This is a genomic window from Pseudomonas sp. W4I3 (assembly GCF_030816195.1).
Taxonomy (GTDB): Bacteria; Pseudomonadota; Gammaproteobacteria; order Pseudomonadales; family Pseudomonadaceae; genus Aquipseudomonas.
In genome coordinates, this window is sequence record NZ_JAUSXS010000001.1 from 4,698,593 (window position 1) to 4,711,991 (window position 13,399).

Consider the following 13,399-nt stretch of genomic DNA (forward strand, 5'->3'; position numbering starts at 1 on the left):
TGAGCGAACGATCAGATCCGCACGTTACCGCGCGGCCCGGCGATCGCCCAGATGATCAGGCCCAGTACCGGCAGCAGCAGGATCAACAAAATCCACAGCACTTTGGCGCCCGTGCTCGCGCCGCTTTTGAACACGTTGATGATCGCCCAGATATCCAGCGCGAGGATGATCAGGCCAATCAGGCCATTGAAAGTGGAACCCATGGTGTCGCTCCTAAGTGAGGGCTTGCCCTTGTAGGATAGTCAGCCCTGGCAGGGGTTCCGTATTATTTCAGACGTGAACGGCAATCTTCAGCGCTTCCAGCGACGGCTCGGCCCGGATGCCGACTTCGGCGCACAGTTGCAGCACGCGCGGCAGGTCATTGCCGAACACCAACACGGCCTGGATTTCGTCGTCGAGCAATTGGCTGAAGTTGAGCAGTACATAACCGCCGTCTTCCGGGCTCAGGGCGCTCATCTGGATCTGGATGCGATTGAGCGCGGTCAGGTCTTCGGTCTTGGCCAATTGCTTGGGCTTGAGGTTGAAGGCCACACCCGTGCCGAACGAGGCGACGATCTGGGCAAACAGGTCGGCGTAGGTATCGGCCTGGAACAGCACCGTGTCCGGCAGGCTGCCGACCACCACCCACTCCCCCAATGGAATCGGGAACGTGTCGTCGTAGTTGATATCCGGATTGGCCGCCAGGAACGCCGCAGGGTCTGCGTAGGCCTGGGCCGCCTCGTCGGCGATACGCGCCACTTCGTCCGCGCCCATGACGCCGGCGCTGATTTTACTGATGAGTTCGACGAGAGCGGTTTTCATGGGCAGTCCTGTGGCGGGCGGGTTTTCGAGGGCGCGTAGCCTACACCAGTTTTTGCAACAACGCCGCCGTATCCACGGCCCCCATGGTCTGCGCCGCCGCCAGCGCCGTCGCGCCCTGGGCATCGGTGGCCTTGGGGTTGGCACCCTGGCCGAGCAGGTAGTCCACCATGTCGACCCGGTTGAACATGGCCGCCATCATCAAGGCCGTGCGCCCATCCGAGGAAGCCGCTTCAACCGGGGTTGCGCCTTCGATCAGTGCCTTGACCACGGCCAGGTGGCCCTTGAACGCCGCACCGGCAATCGGCAGTTGGTTCTTGTCATTGGCAATCAAGGGATCAGCCTTGAACTCCAGCAGCACTTTTACCGCCTCGGCATGACCGTGGTAAGCCGCCAGCATCAGCAGCGTGTCGCCATTGTGATTGCGAAAGTTGGCCGGCAAGCCTTTGGTCAGTAAGGCTGCGAGCATGGCAGCGTCGCCCTTGCGGGCGACGTCGAAGACTTGCTCGGCAAATTCGGCGGCTTCGTCTTCTGTCATTTGTTTGGGCTGGGTCGACATGGAGGGGCTCCTTTGTGATGCTGTATATGGCGCCCAGTGTCGCGATGGAGTTCCCCGCTGTCATGGCTTTTTTGCCAAAAGCGTCCATAGGCACAATCAATAGCGAAAATGTCCGCCTTGTATCTGCGCAAGCAGTTGCGCGGTTACCGGCACGTAGCTGTCTGAGCCCGGCAACCAGGCAAACAGCGGATCATGCCCGACCTTATCCGGGTCGAACGCCTCTTCCTTGAGCCGCACCTTCTGATACTTGAAGGTGCCGGTGGTTTCCATCTTCACTTTGATCCGCAGGAATAACGGTACCGCATAAGATGGCAACTTGCCGTGGGCGAACTGCAGCAACTCGCGCATATCCAGCGCGGCCAGGGACTCGCGGGGTGTGATCGCGACCATCCCCGCACGCCCGTTGGTGTTGTCGATCTCAACCCCATAGGCCACCACTTCGGCAATTTGCGGGTGCTGCAGCAGGATGTTCTCGACCTCGGTGGTGGACACGTTTTCGCCCTTCCAGCGGAAGGTGTCGCCCAGTCGGTCGACGAATTGCGCATGGCCGAAGCCGATACTGCGCAGCAGGTCGCCGGTATTGAAATAGCGGTCGCCCTTTTCGAACACGTCGGTCAGCACCACCTTGCGATTCTTTTGCGGGTCGGTGTAGCCGTCGAACGGTGACTTGTCATCAATTCTCGCCAGCAACACACCCTGCCCGCCCGTGGGCACCTTGTGCATGTACCCGTCGCTGCCCCGCAGCGGCTCACCGCTGTCGTGGGTGTAATCCACCAGCGCCCAGTGCTGCAGGCAAAAGCCGATGGTGTTGTCGAAATTCAACACGTTGGTAAAGCCGATATTGCCGTCGCTGGCCGCGTAGAGTTCGCAGATATGCTCGACCCCATAGCGCTGCTTGAACTGCGTCCACACGCCTGGGCGCAGGCCATTGCCAACCATTTTGGTCACGCTGTTATGGCGATCCTGCTCGCTGGGCGGCTGCTCGAGCAGGTAGCGACACAGCTCGCCGACATAACCCAGGGTGGTCGCGTTGAACGTGCGCACGTCGTCCCAGAACTGGCTGGCGCTGAACTTGCGGCGGATGGCGAAGCCGGACGCGCCAATGATTGCCGAGCCCCAGCACACACACAGCCCGGTGGCGTGGTACAGCGGCAGCGTGCAATACACAACGTCCTGCGGGCCCATGTCCAGGGCGATGCTGCCGAAACTCACGGCGGTCTTGGTCCAGCGCCCGTGTTTCATGATGCCGGCCTTGGGCAAGCCGGTGGTACCGGAGGTGTAGATATAAAAGCAGGGGTCATCGAAGAACACCTGGGCGGAGCTGGCGGGGTTGTTCACGGGGCACTGCGCGCTGGCGGCCATCAAGTCGATAAACGCCTCGGGCCGCCCACTCACGTGCTGATCGGCAACGAACCAGGTGCGTTCAGCCGCAATCTCCACCTGGTTGCGCACTACCGCGTAGGTGCCTGCCAATTCCTCGCCCACCACAATCGCCACCGGGTTGACCAGGCTCAGGCTGTGCACCAGCGCCGCCTGGGTCTGCGCGGTATTGAGCATGGCGCAGATCCCTCCGAGCTTGGCCACGGCGAGTACGGTCAGCAGCAACTCCGGGCGATTTTCGATGAACAGTGCCACCACTTCACCCTTGCCGATGCCCTGATCCTGCAGGTAATGGGCGATGCGATTGGCACGCCGGTTGGCGTCGTGGTAGCTGATCACGCTGTCGCCATAGAGCAAGGCGGCCCCGTGCGGGTTGCGCAGCGTGGCTTGCTCGAAGTGCCAGCCAAGGCCACAGGGTTGTGTGGGGTCGGTAACGTTGGCAGCGCGCATGCCGCGCAACACCCGCGGCAGCGCCCGCACGATAGTGGGCACCTTTCGCAGCAGCATGCGCCAGGTGATCATGTCGTTTGGATGATGAGCCATGGCGGGACGTCCTGTTCTTATTGTTTATCGGGTGCGGAACCATCGACGGTGACCGAGTGAATTCGCCTTACCCCTCAAAGGAAAATACGTCAGCCCTTCTCAGGCTGTACACGCACGATTTGAAATGTTTTGTATCCCGAGGCTCGGATGGGATTTATCGGTCAAACACGCGGTCAGAATCGTTAGGAAAGGAACATTGTGTGTAGGAAATAGCCGCGCAGATAACGCAAAATGCAGGATGCACGATGGCCTTTCATGCAATTTGCACGAAAAAGAAAAATCCTTAAATTTATAACTAGCTGTTTTATAAGGGTTTTTTACAAGACTCAATACTGGCACAAACGCTGCACCTATCACTCCATGCTTGCCAACTTGAGCCAATGGAGCTGATAGACATGAGCCTGATCCAAGATAAATTCGCTTCGGTATTTTCCAACTACGACGTCACCACCCAACCGCGTCCAGACGGCGGCATCCTGTTGACCCTGCGTAACAGCGAAGGCAAGCAGGTCAAACGCTCGATCTCGTATCAGCAACTGCACACCGCCGACCAACTCACTTGGGTGATCAGTGCAATTCGCCGTGACCTGGCCGAACAAGCCAGTGAGCTGCCGCAGATTTCGATGCTGCAAAGCCAGAATCGCTTTGCCCTGCCGACTTACCATTCGGCATAAGCAGTACCCAATAAAAAGGGCCGCAACGCCGTTGAGCGTCGCGGCCCTTTTTTATGCCGTCAGCAAAGCCCCCGCCGCCCCGCTTCATTCATCGCCTGCACGCGGTTGGTTACATCAAGCTTGCTGTAGATATTGCGCAGGTGGAATTTGACCGTGGCCTCGGAGGTGCATCGGATCTTGCTCATCTCCCAGATGGTCTTGCCTTCGGAGGCCCACCGCAGGATCTCCAGCTCCGTCCTGGTCAGGGGCTTACCGAGTAAACTCAAACGTCTTCTGATAGCCGTCGGCACACTGTCCAACGGCTGAGACAACTCCTCGGGGCGACTCATTGATTTCTCCTTTTTATATGCCGATGCGCTGCCCACCTTCGGATTGCTCCTATTGACAGGCAACATAAACATCGAATTAAGGAGAGAGTTACATAATGTGCACAACGAGAGGACAAGGCCGAGAATAAACAGCCAAGCCTTACAGGTGATTAGGCTTCTTCCCACAGCACATTCCAACGTGCCGGGGTTGAACATTTAAGAAACTTGCCTTAGTCGTCCAACTTGCCAAAGTCACGAGCAATGTCATTACCCGTCAAGGTGGGCGCCGAACCCTCCTGCGTGTTGAACAGATGCAGCACTACCATATGCGGGTTCTCGCCAATGTCGAACCAATGGGGCACGCCGGCGGGTACGATCAGCAGATCGTACTTCTCACACCGCACGCCGTAGACGTGATCGCCTATGTGCAACGAGAACAACCCCTGACCCGCGATGAAGAATCGCGCCTGGTCTTCACTGCAGATTCGCTCCTGGAGCCCTTCAGCGCGCAACGTGTCGTGTGGGGGATGCTCACCGGTCACGCTGATCACCTTCACTCCGGCATAGCCCAGCGCGTCAATCTGCGGCTGATACGCGGCAATCATCTGTGCCTCGCTGGCACCCTTTTCGAGAGGGCTGGGCTGCCAGCGCTCAAAGCGCACGCCGTTTTCGGCCAGGGTCGACTGGATGTCGTCGAAGTGGGTCAGCACTTTGTTCGGGGTGTCCGGTGTAGTGATGTGATAGACAGCGACGTAACTCATTGCACGGCTCCTTGGTTCGGCTCTTGCAATCGAAAGCCAATGATAACGGCGGCAGCCAGGGCCGCGATGCTGGCGATACTGAATGTGAGGGTCGGGCCCAGCAGGTTCCAGCTGTAACCGGCATACAGCGCACCCAGCGCGCCGCCGGTACCGGCCAATGCCGCGTACAGCGCCTGGCCCTGGCCTTGCTGGTGATCACCGAAACTGCGCTGCACGAAGGCGATGGCCGCTGCATGGAAGCTGCCGAACGTGGCGGCATGCATCACCTGCGCCAGCAACAGCACCCAGAAAAATTCGGCAAAGCCGCCGAGCAGCAGCCAGCGCAGCGCCGCCAGCAGGAAACTGGCCAGCAGCACCCGGCGCACCGAAAAGCGCGCCAGGATGCGACTCATGCCCAGGAACATCAAGACTTCCGCCACCACCCCGAGGGCCCAGAGCAGGCCGATCACGCCTCGGCTGTAGCCCAGGTGTTCAAGGTGCAACGTAAGGAAGGTGTAATACGGGCCATGACTCATCTGCATCAGCGCCACACAGGCATAGAAAGCGAGCACGCCGGGGCTGCGTAATTGCCGGATGAAACCGTCGCCGACCCGGCGTTGGCCGTGGCTGGCGGGCTGGGCATTCGGCACCCACAGGCTGGCGCCGATGATGCCGGCCATGATCACCACGACCACCACCGGGTAGATCGCCACGCTCAGCCAGTCAAACAGCCGGCCCATGATCACCACGGTGAGGATAAAACCGATGGAGCCCCACAACCGTATCTGGCTGTAGCGCGACGTCTGCTGGTGCAGGTGGGCCAGGGTGATCACTTCGAACTGGGGCAGCACCGCATGCCAGAAGAATGCGTGCAAGGCCATGACCAACGCCAGCCAGGCATAGGTCTTGCTGACGAATATCAGCGAAAAACTCAACAGCGTGCACACCGCCCCGAACCGCACGATGGCCAGGCGCCGGCCGGTGTAGTCGCCCAACCAACCCCAGAGGTTGGGCGCCACGCAACGCATCAGCATCGGAATGGCCACCAACTCGCCGATACGCGCACTGGAAAAGCCCAGGTGATCGAAGTACAGCGCCAGAAATGGCGCCGTCGCCCCGAGCAGGGCGAAGTAGAACAGGTAAAAGCTGGAGAGGCGCCAGTAAGGGAGAGCTGTCACCTTCAGCGCGTCACAGCTGGCCCAGCACAGGCGTACTCACCTGCACATCCGCATTCTGCCCACGGTTGCGCAGCAGGTGGTCCATCAGCACGATGGCCATCATCGCCTCGGCAATCGGCGTGGCGCGGATGCCGACGCATGGGTCGTGGCGACCCTTGGTGATCACGTCAACCGCGTTGCCGTGCACATCGATCGAACGGCCCGGGGTGGTAATGCTCGACGTGGCCTTGAGCGCCAGGTGCGCCACGATCGGCTGGCCCGACGAGATGCCGCCGAGGATGCCGCCGGCGTTGTTGCTGAGGAAACCCTGCGGGGTCATCTCGTCGCGATGCTCGGTACCGCGCTGGGACACACAGGCGAAACCGGCGCCGATTTCCACGCCTTTGACCGCGTTGATGCTCATCAGCGCGTGGGCCAGTTCGGCGTCGAGGCGGTCGAAGATCGGCTCGCCCAGGCCCGGCTTCACGCCTTCGGCCACCACGGTGATCTTCGCGCCGACCGAGTCCTGGTCGCGGCGCAACTGGTCCATGTAGGCTTCCAGTTCCGGGACTTTATCCGGGTCGGGGCAAAAGAAGGCGTTGTCTTCGACGCTGTCCCAGGTCTTGAACGGGATTTCAATCGGGCCGAGCTGGCTCATGTAGCCACGAATGACGATGCCCTGGGTCGCCAGGAACTTCTTGGCAATGGCACCGGCCGCCACGCGCATCGCGGTTTCGCGGGCCGAGCTGCGGCCGCCGCCGCGGTAGTCGCGTTCGCCGTATTTGTGGTGGTAGGTGTAGTCGGCGTGGGCCGGGCGGAACAGGTCCTTGATCGCCGAGTAGTCCTTGGACTTCTGGTCGGTATTGCGAATCAGCAGGCCGATGGCGCAGCCGGTGGTGCGGCCTTCGAACACGCCGGAAAGGATCTCGACTTCGTCGGGCTCCTGGCGCTGGGTGGTGTGACGGCTGGTGCCGGGCTTGCGGCGGTCCAGATCGCGCTGCAGGTCTTCCAGAGACAGCTCGAGGCCGGGCGGGCAGCCATCGACAATGGCGACCAACGCCGGGCCATGGCTTTCGCCCGCGGTGGTGACAGTGAACAGCTTGCCGAAGGTATTGCCGGACATGCAGGGCGCTCCGTGAAGTCAGTTGAAACACGTCAACCGTAATAACTTAAGGCGGCCAGTATACGCAGGCTAACCGACTAGTTCATCCTCGAAACCTTACCGGTAGACGTTGGTCCAACCGGCACCTCTCCAATGATGGCGCTATGATGCTGCGAGTTCTGCTGTTCACCCTCACCCTCTTCACCTTCGTGGCCCAGGCCGCCTCCCCTGTCGTGCTGCAACGGCCCATCAGCCTGGACACCGGCAGCGGTGAGCTGTTTGGCTCGCTGCTGTTGCCGCAGTCCGACCAGCCCGTGCCAGTGGTGCTGATCATCGCCGGCTCAGGCCCCACCGACCGCAACGGCAACAGCGCCGACGGCGCGCGCAACGACAGCCTCAAGCGCCTGGCCTGGGTGCTGGCCCGGCACAATATCGCCAGCGTGCGCTATGACAAACGCGGCGTGGCGGCCAGCCTGGCCGCGACCCCGGACGAACGCAACCTGACCCTCGACGCCTATGTGTCCGACGCCGTGGCCTGGGGCAAATTGCTCAAGGCCGACGCGCGCATGGGCCCGCTGATCGTGCTGGGCCACAGCGAAGGCGCGCTGGTAGCGGCCCTCGCCGCGCCGCAGTTGAATCCGGCCGGGGTGATTTCCTTGTCCGGGAGTGCCCGCCCGGTCGACCAGGTCATTCGCCAGCAACTGGCCGATCACCTGCCCCCGGCCCTGCTCCTGCGCAGCAACGAAATGCTCGACCACCTTAAGTCCGGCCAGGTGGATGCCGATGTACCGCGCCCGCTGGAAGGTATTTTCCGACCCAGCGTACAGCCTTATCTGATCAGCCTGTTCCGCGCCGATCCGTCGGCGGCCTTTGCACGGCTGACCATGCCGGCCCTGATCATTCAGGGCACCAACGACATACAGGTCGGCATCGGCGATGCCCAGCAACTGAAGAAAGCCAAGCCCGACGCGCAGTTGACCGTGATCGAAGGCATGAACCATGTGATGCGCATCGTGCCCAACAACGTCGAGCAGCAACTGGCGTCCTATAACGACCCGAAATTGCCCCTCGCCGCCGAACTGGGTGAGCGGATAGTGGGTTTTATCGACGGACTTAAACCCCGTTAAGCGGCAATTTGCCTCCAGTCCTGAAGAAAACGGCCGATAAGCCCAGAATCGACAGTAAAAAGACTGTCGGCTCGCAGGGCCTGGACAGGATCGCGCCGCATGACAACCACTGAAGCAACCCCAGAATCCACCGCCGACATCCCGGCTGACACCGAGGCGGCCGCCGCAGCGGCCCTGCCGTGGGCGGACGTACACGCCGAACATTTCAAGATGCTGCGCCTCGCCCCGCTGGCCATAGACCGCGCAACCGGCGCGCGACCCTTGCGGTTTGTGCAGTTTGGTTATGCCGAGCGCCATGACCCGCACCACAGCCTGTTGCGCCTGGTGATCCAACTGCCCGGCCAGCGCGTACGGCGCGAGCAGAACCAGCTGGATGTCTGGGTGGATCACGATAAACATCGCGTGCATTTCGGCCCGGGCAACAGCCTGGAAATCGAACCGGCCAACCGTGGTATTGGACGTTTCCTGGTGGCCCAGGCAGCCGCATGGGCCAAGAAAAAGTGGTCGCACTACCGCGTCGATGGCGTGGACCTGGCCAACAAGGACGCGCTCAACGAAGCCACGCGCCTGCGCCGCGATCACTTCCTGCGCATCCAGGGTTTCGATGTGGCCTACGCCGACGTACAACACCTCAAGGGCAACGTGCAGCCGGGCAAGGTCAGCGATGTGCTGGACAGCTGGAACACCGAGAAGGTGCAATTCGTGGAAATCCTCGAAGCCGCGCAAATGCTGCAGCAGGCCGAGAAGAACTTGGCCGAGCAGGAAGTGAAACTGCGCAAGGAAGAGGAAAAAGTCACCAAGTTCAAGCGCGAGGACAGTGGGTTGCGCTTTACCATCACCTGCCTGGTGGCGTTTACCGTGTTTCAGGCGGGGTTGTTGATCTGGATTGCCACCCATCGCTAGCAGATTGAAATGCGATCAAACGGTGGGAGGGGGCTTGCTCCCGATGAGGGTGTGTCAGTACTGCATCTGTAGCTGACACACCGCTATCGGGGGCAAGCCCCCTCCCACATTGACCCCACCGCTCCCGTTATACCCGGGCGGCGAACACCGCCTGATGTTCCCGGCACTGCTGCGCCGTGAGCATGAACACGCCGTGCCCACCGCGCTGGAAGTCCAGCCAGGCAAAGTCCACTTCCGGGTACAGCGCTTCGACGTGTACCTGGCTGTTGCCCACTTCGACAATCAGCAAGCCTTTATCGGTCAGGTGGCTTGCCGCCTCGGCCAACATGCGTCGTACCAGGTTCAGGCCGTCATCGCCGCAGGCCAGGCCCAGCTCCGGTTCATGCTGGTATTCATCCGGCATGTCGGCAAAATCTTCGGCATCCACATACGGTGGGTTGGACACGATCAGGTCGAAGCGCTGACCCGGCAGGCCTTCAAAGCCGTCGCCCTGCACGGTATACACGCGCTCATCCACGCCGTGACGCTCAATGTTCTGGTTGGCCACTTCCAGGGCTTCGAAGGACAAGTCGCCCAGCACCACCTCGGCGTCCGGGAACTCGTAGGCACAGGCAATGCCGATGCAGCCGGAGCCCGTGCACAAGTCGAGAATGCGCGCCGGCGGTTGGGCCAGCCAAGGCTCGAAGCGGTTCATGATCAATTCGCCAATCGGCGAACGCGGGATCAGCACGCGTTCGTCAACGATGAACGACATGTCGCAGAACCAGGCTTCTTTGAGCAAGTAGGCGGTGGGCACGCGCTCATGGATGCGACGGTGCAACAAACGCTGCACATGGGAGATTTCCTCTTCTTCCAGATTGCAGTCCAGGTAGCTGTCGGCAATTTCCCACGGAAGGTGCAGCGCGCCGAGCACCAGTTGCCGGGCTTCGTCCCAGGCATTGTCGGTGCCGTGGCCAAAAAACAGGTCTTCCCCATGGAAACGGCTGACAGCCCAACGGATATGGTCGCGCAAGGTGCGCAGGCGGGAAGTGATCACGGGGGGCAGACTCCTGGAAAAAACGACTGGCGATTCTAACAGCGTTCGCCTGTACCGACGATGTACGAAACGCCTTTGCCATCCGTCGGATTTCATCCAATTTGCCACTATTGGGTTAAACAAGCGGCCCACTTGACATGGCTGCACGTCAACAACGGCGTACCTTACGATGGTAGCGATTCACAGAACCGCTCAGCCAGTGGACAATGTCGCAAAAGCCCCCCTGACAGGAGCCCCAGAATGTCCGTTCCAAAGACGATGTTTCAACTCAGCGGTCGTGGTTACGCAGCTGCCAACCTTGCCCATGCGACGCTCGTGATCATCGACGCCCAGAAGGAATACCTCAGCGGCCCACTCGCCCTCTCGGGCATGGACGCGGCGGTCGGCAACATCAAGCAGCTGGTGAGCGCTGCGCGCAGCGCCGGACGCCCGATCGTGCATGTGCGCCACTTGGGTACCGTTGGCGGCCTGTTCGATCCGCAAGGCGAGCGCGGCGAGTTCATCCCCGGCCTGGAACCCGAAGGTGACGAAACCATCATCGGCAAGCTGCTGCCCAGCGCCTTCCACGGCACCGGCCTGGAAAAACACCTGCAGGACCTGGGTTCGCTGGACCTGATCGTCTGCGGTTTCATGAGCCACTCCAGCGTCAGCACCACCGTGCGCGCCGCCAAGAACCTCGGCTTTCGCTGCACTCTGGTGGAAGACGCCTGCGCCACGCGCGACCTGCCGTACAAAGGCGGCGTGCTGAGCGCCGAGCACGTGCAGCAGACTGAAATGGCCATCATGGCTGACAACTTCGCCACCCTGGCGCTGACCAAAGACCTGATCTGATCGCCTCCCAGATGAGCGGTGCGCCAATGTTGATCGCCCCGCTCATCCGCAAAGCACGCTCATTTCACGCATTTACCTGGGGCACAGGAACAACCTGTGTATCTTCCGGTCGAAGGGCCGATACCCTGGAGGAAAGGTCGGAATGAAGATATCCGATGGTTTTGATGCTCGTCGCTTGCGCCCCAAGGGCCCGAGCAATTGGCGTCTGCGCCTGGTAGCGGGCATTGCCGCGCTGCTGGCGATTGTAGGTCTGCTGTTGGCGGGCGCTGGTGGCGCCGGTCTGTTTGGGCACTCGCCGGCACTCGGCGAACTGAATGCCAGCCCTGGCGGCTCGGCTATCCTGCTGGGCATCGGCCTGCTGGTGGTGTGGCTGGGCGTGTGGTTATGGCGCCGCAGCCGGCGCAAAATGCGCCAGCCGCTGTCGTTGAATATCGCCTCGCACCTGATGAAAAAGCACGACTGATGGCGCTTGGATAGCATTTGCTGCGCCGCGGCCGCCGCGATTTAGGTAAACTGCCCGCCCTTCGCGGAGGCTGACATGCAAGACGACGACTTTTCCCTGTTCAAGAACGAGCTGCGCGGCGTCAAGCCGATCAAGCACGACCGCGCCGACACCGGCAAACCCAAGGCTGATCGGGCGCAGATCGCCAAGCTGCGCCAGGCCGCGACCGTGCGCACCGATGCCACCACCGTCGATGGGCTGTCTGACCAGTTCGTGATCGACGTCGGGCCCCGAAGATGAGTTGATGTGGGCTCGCGACGGCGTGCAGGAAAGCCAGATACGCAAGCTCAAGGCCGGCCAGATCCCGTTCGAAGGCAGCCTCGACCTGCATGGCATGACCGTGGAAAAAGCCCGGGAAACCCTCTGGGCCTTTCTTGCCGAAGCGACCAAATTCGAAATCCGCTGCGTGCGCGTCACCCACGGCAAGGCCGTGCGGTTGGACGGCAAGCGGCCGATGATCAAGAGCCACGTCAATACCTGGCTGCGCCAGCATGCCCAGGTGCTCGGCTTTACGTCTTGCCAGGCCCGCCACGGCGGCGCCGGCGCGGTGTATGTGATGCTCAAGCGCACCATGATGGAAGGCCGCGACGAGTAACAAGTGCCATCGTCAGGCTTGCAGCGATGTGTCCGCCCCCGTAACCTTGCGCTTTGCGAAAATCCCACAGGTAGTTTCATGTCCCTGGAACAGAATTACACAGAGATTCTCGGCCAACTCGGCGAGGACGTCTCCCGCGAGGGCCTGCTCGACACGCCAAAACGTGCCGCCAAGGCGATGCAGTACCTCTGCCGCGGTTACGAACAGACGTTGGAAGAAGTCACCAACGGCGCCCTGTTCAGCTCCGACAACAGCGAAATGGTGCTGGTCAAGGACATCGAGTTGTACTCGCTGTGCGAACACCACCTGCTGCCTTTTATTGGCAAGGCCCATGTAGCGTATATCCCGAGCGGCAAAGTGCTGGGCCTGTCGAAGGTCGCACGGATCGTCGACATGTATGCGCGTCGCCTGCAGATTCAGGAAAACCTCAGCCGCCAGATCGCTGATGCGGTGCTGGAAGTGACCGGCGCCCTGGGTGTGGCAGTGGTCATCGAGGCCAAGCACATGTGCATGATGATGCGCGGCGTGGAAAAACAGAATTCGTCGATGATCACTTCGGTGATGCTCGGTGAGTTCCGCGAAAACGCGGCCACCCGCAGCGAATTTCTCAGCCTGATCAAGTAAATGGCTGCGTAGGAAAAGACCGGCGTTCATCGTCGGTTTTTTTTCGCCTGCAAAATTCAGGTAAGCTGCGACCCCTTCTTCATGGGCAAGAGGTTTTCAGCCATGTTCGTCAAAGCACTTCGAGTGGGCCTCGGCCAGATCATTATCGCCGGCGACTTCCTGACCCGTCCGCGCAAAAAGCAGCGCCCCGCCGAACACCAGGCCCAGGTCAACGCAGCGGCCAAGAACCTGACCCTGTATCAGTTCCACGCCTGCCCGTTCTGCGTGAAGACCCGGCGCACCCTGCATCGCCTGAATGTACCGGTAGCCCTCAAGGACGCGAAAAACAACGCGCAAGACCGCCAGACCCTGCTGGAGCAAGGCGGCAAGATCAAGGTGCCGTGCCTGCGCATCGAAGAAAACGGCCAGACCACCTGGATGTACGACTCCAAGGTCATCATCGATTACCTGGACAAGCGCTTCGCCGCGATCTGATCAACACGAAAGTACTCTGTAGGAGCGAGCTTGCTCGCGAAAAACG

The 13,399-nt window shown here is 60.9% G+C and carries 16 protein-coding genes and 1 pseudogene; 8 read left to right on the top strand and 9 right to left on the bottom strand.

The genetic code is table 11. From position 1 onward, the window contains the following. Nucleotides 1-11: 11 nt before the first annotated feature. The 4 genes from QF045_RS21270 to QF045_RS21285 form a co-directional block, all read right to left on the bottom strand. On the bottom strand, nucleotides 12-203 hold the full coding sequence (locus QF045_RS21270) for a PLDc N-terminal domain-containing protein (protein WP_003172956.1): 192 nt from the start codon (nucleotides 201-203) through the stop codon (nucleotides 12-14). 67 nt (nucleotides 204-270) lie between these two features. Next, nucleotides 271-801 (bottom strand): hypothetical protein, encoded by a 531-nt coding sequence (locus QF045_RS21275; protein ID WP_306493889.1) that lies wholly within the window; start codon nucleotides 799-801, stop codon nucleotides 271-273. Nucleotides 802-841: 40 nt separating this feature from the next. Further along, nucleotides 842-1,357 carry an ankyrin repeat domain-containing protein gene (locus QF045_RS21280; RefSeq protein ID WP_306493890.1) on the bottom strand — a complete coding sequence of 172 codons (516 nt, stop codon included), beginning with the start codon at nucleotides 1,355-1,357 and terminating at the stop codon, nucleotides 842-844. A gap of 96 nt (nucleotides 1,358-1,453) precedes the next feature. Continuing rightward, a complete protein-coding gene (locus QF045_RS21285; RefSeq protein WP_306493891.1) occupies nucleotides 1,454-3,280 on the bottom strand; it encodes a long-chain-acyl-CoA synthetase in 1,827 nt (608 codons plus the stop codon). 395 nt (nucleotides 3,281-3,675) lie between these two features. Here QF045_RS21285 and QF045_RS21290 point away from each other — a divergent pair, with 395 nt between their 5' ends. Then, nucleotides 3,676-3,954, top strand: a complete 279-nt coding sequence (locus tag QF045_RS21290) for a DUF3509 domain-containing protein (protein WP_003172952.1) — start codon at nucleotides 3,676-3,678, stop codon at nucleotides 3,952-3,954. Between the two features lie 59 nt (nucleotides 3,955-4,013). Here the strand turns inward: QF045_RS21290 and QF045_RS21295 are convergent, their stop codons facing one another. The 4 genes from QF045_RS21295 to aroC all read right to left on the bottom strand — a co-directional run bounded on the left by QF045_RS21295 (nucleotide 4,014) and on the right by aroC (nucleotide 7,282). Further along, nucleotides 4,014-4,283: a response regulator transcription factor gene (locus QF045_RS21295; protein ID WP_306493892.1), complete on the bottom strand. Its 270-nt coding sequence runs from the start codon at nucleotides 4,281-4,283 to the stop codon at nucleotides 4,014-4,016. A gap of 209 nt (nucleotides 4,284-4,492) precedes the next feature. After that, nucleotides 4,493-5,023, bottom strand: coding sequence for an acireductone dioxygenase (locus tag QF045_RS21300; RefSeq protein WP_306493893.1), 531 nt, complete (start codon nucleotides 5,021-5,023; stop codon nucleotides 4,493-4,495). After that, on the bottom strand, nucleotides 5,020-6,180 hold the full coding sequence (locus QF045_RS21305; protein WP_306493894.1) for an MFS transporter: 1,161 nt from the start codon (nucleotides 6,178-6,180) through the stop codon (nucleotides 5,020-5,022). The genes QF045_RS21300 and QF045_RS21305 overlap by 4 nt, the downstream gene beginning before the upstream one ends. Nucleotides 6,181-6,190: 10 nt before the next feature. Beyond that, entirely contained in the window at nucleotides 6,191-7,282 is a 1,092-nt protein-coding gene (gene aroC, locus QF045_RS21310) for a chorismate synthase (protein WP_306493895.1), read from the bottom strand. Between the two features lie 143 nt (nucleotides 7,283-7,425). Here aroC and QF045_RS21315 point away from each other — a divergent pair, with 143 nt between their 5' ends. Together QF045_RS21315 and QF045_RS21320 are read left to right on the top strand one after the other, a co-directional pair. Continuing rightward, a complete protein-coding gene (locus QF045_RS21315; RefSeq protein WP_306493896.1) occupies nucleotides 7,426-8,388 on the top strand; it encodes an alpha/beta hydrolase in 963 nt (320 codons plus the stop codon). Between the two features lie 99 nt (nucleotides 8,389-8,487). Next, nucleotides 8,488-9,291 (top strand): hypothetical protein, encoded by an 804-nt coding sequence (locus tag QF045_RS21320; protein WP_306493897.1) that lies wholly within the window; start codon nucleotides 8,488-8,490, stop codon nucleotides 9,289-9,291. 127 nt (nucleotides 9,292-9,418) lie between these two features. On the opposite strand, the gene prmB is transcribed toward QF045_RS21320, so the two are convergent. After that, entirely contained in the window at nucleotides 9,419-10,327 is a 909-nt protein-coding gene (gene prmB / locus QF045_RS21325) for a 50S ribosomal protein L3 N(5)-glutamine methyltransferase (protein WP_306493898.1), read from the bottom strand. A 240-nt stretch (nucleotides 10,328-10,567) separates the two neighbouring features. On the opposite strand from prmB, the gene QF045_RS21330 reads away from it, so the two are divergent. The 5 genes and pseudogenes from QF045_RS21330 (at nucleotide 10,568) to QF045_RS21350 (ending at nucleotide 13,353) form a co-directional block, all read left to right on the top strand. Next, the gene (locus tag QF045_RS21330) at nucleotides 10,568-11,158 is read left to right on the top strand and encodes a cysteine hydrolase family protein (RefSeq protein ID WP_306493899.1); all 591 of its coding nucleotides are present in this window, start codon (nucleotides 10,568-10,570) and stop codon (nucleotides 11,156-11,158) included. A 142-nt stretch (nucleotides 11,159-11,300) separates the two neighbouring features. Further along, on the top strand, nucleotides 11,301-11,621 hold the full coding sequence (locus tag QF045_RS21335) for a hypothetical protein (RefSeq protein ID WP_300628290.1): 321 nt from the start codon (nucleotides 11,301-11,303) through the stop codon (nucleotides 11,619-11,621). Between the two features lie 75 nt (nucleotides 11,622-11,696). Beyond that, nucleotides 11,697-12,255, top strand: a pseudogene (locus QF045_RS21340) (Smr/MutS family protein). Between the two features lie 78 nt (nucleotides 12,256-12,333). Then, nucleotides 12,334-12,879: a GTP cyclohydrolase I FolE gene (gene folE, locus QF045_RS21345; protein WP_003192797.1), complete on the top strand. Its 546-nt coding sequence runs from the start codon at nucleotides 12,334-12,336 to the stop codon at nucleotides 12,877-12,879. A 102-nt stretch (nucleotides 12,880-12,981) separates the two neighbouring features. Continuing rightward, nucleotides 12,982-13,353, top strand: coding sequence for a glutathione S-transferase N-terminal domain-containing protein (locus QF045_RS21350; RefSeq protein WP_306493900.1), 372 nt, complete (start codon nucleotides 12,982-12,984; stop codon nucleotides 13,351-13,353). Nucleotides 13,354-13,399: the final 46 nt, after the last annotated feature.

What these genes read in the sequence shown, in the direction of transcription:
- QF045_RS21330 (WP_306493899.1), top strand. Translation starts at nt 10,568, where the DNA reads ATGTCCGTTCCAAAGACGATGTTTCAACTCAGCGGTCGTGGTTACGCA.
- QF045_RS21320 (WP_306493897.1), top strand. Translation starts at nt 8,488, where the DNA reads ATGACAACCACTGAAGCAACCCCAGAATCCACCGCCGACATCCCGGCT.
- QF045_RS21280 (WP_306493890.1), bottom strand. Translation starts at nt 1,357, where the DNA reads ATGTCGACCCAGCCCAAACAAATGACAGAAGACGAAGCCGCCGAATTT.
- QF045_RS21270 (WP_003172956.1), bottom strand. Translation starts at nt 203, where the DNA reads ATGGGTTCCACTTTCAATGGCCTGATTGGCCTGATCATCCTCGCGCTG.
- QF045_RS21290 (WP_003172952.1), top strand. Translation starts at nt 3,676, where the DNA reads ATGAGCCTGATCCAAGATAAATTCGCTTCGGTATTTTCCAACTACGAC.
- QF045_RS21285 (WP_306493891.1), bottom strand. Translation starts at nt 3,280, where the DNA reads ATGGCTCATCATCCAAACGACATGATCACCTGGCGCATGCTGCTGCGA.
- QF045_RS21295 (WP_306493892.1), bottom strand. Translation starts at nt 4,283, where the DNA reads ATGAGTCGCCCCGAGGAGTTGTCTCAGCCGTTGGACAGTGTGCCGACG.
- QF045_RS21275 (WP_306493889.1), bottom strand. Translation starts at nt 801, where the DNA reads ATGAAAACCGCTCTCGTCGAACTCATCAGTAAAATCAGCGCCGGCGTC.
- QF045_RS21300 (WP_306493893.1), bottom strand. Translation starts at nt 5,023, where the DNA reads ATGAGTTACGTCGCTGTCTATCACATCACTACACCGGACACCCCGAAC.
- QF045_RS21350 (WP_306493900.1), top strand. Translation starts at nt 12,982, where the DNA reads ATGTTCGTCAAAGCACTTCGAGTGGGCCTCGGCCAGATCATTATCGCC.
- folE (WP_003192797.1), top strand. Translation starts at nt 12,334, where the DNA reads ATGTCCCTGGAACAGAATTACACAGAGATTCTCGGCCAACTCGGCGAG.
- QF045_RS21335 (WP_300628290.1), top strand. Translation starts at nt 11,301, where the DNA reads ATGAAGATATCCGATGGTTTTGATGCTCGTCGCTTGCGCCCCAAGGGC.
- aroC (WP_306493895.1), bottom strand. Translation starts at nt 7,282, where the DNA reads ATGTCCGGCAATACCTTCGGCAAGCTGTTCACTGTCACCACCGCGGGC.
- QF045_RS21315 (WP_306493896.1), top strand. Translation starts at nt 7,426, where the DNA reads ATGATGCTGCGAGTTCTGCTGTTCACCCTCACCCTCTTCACCTTCGTG.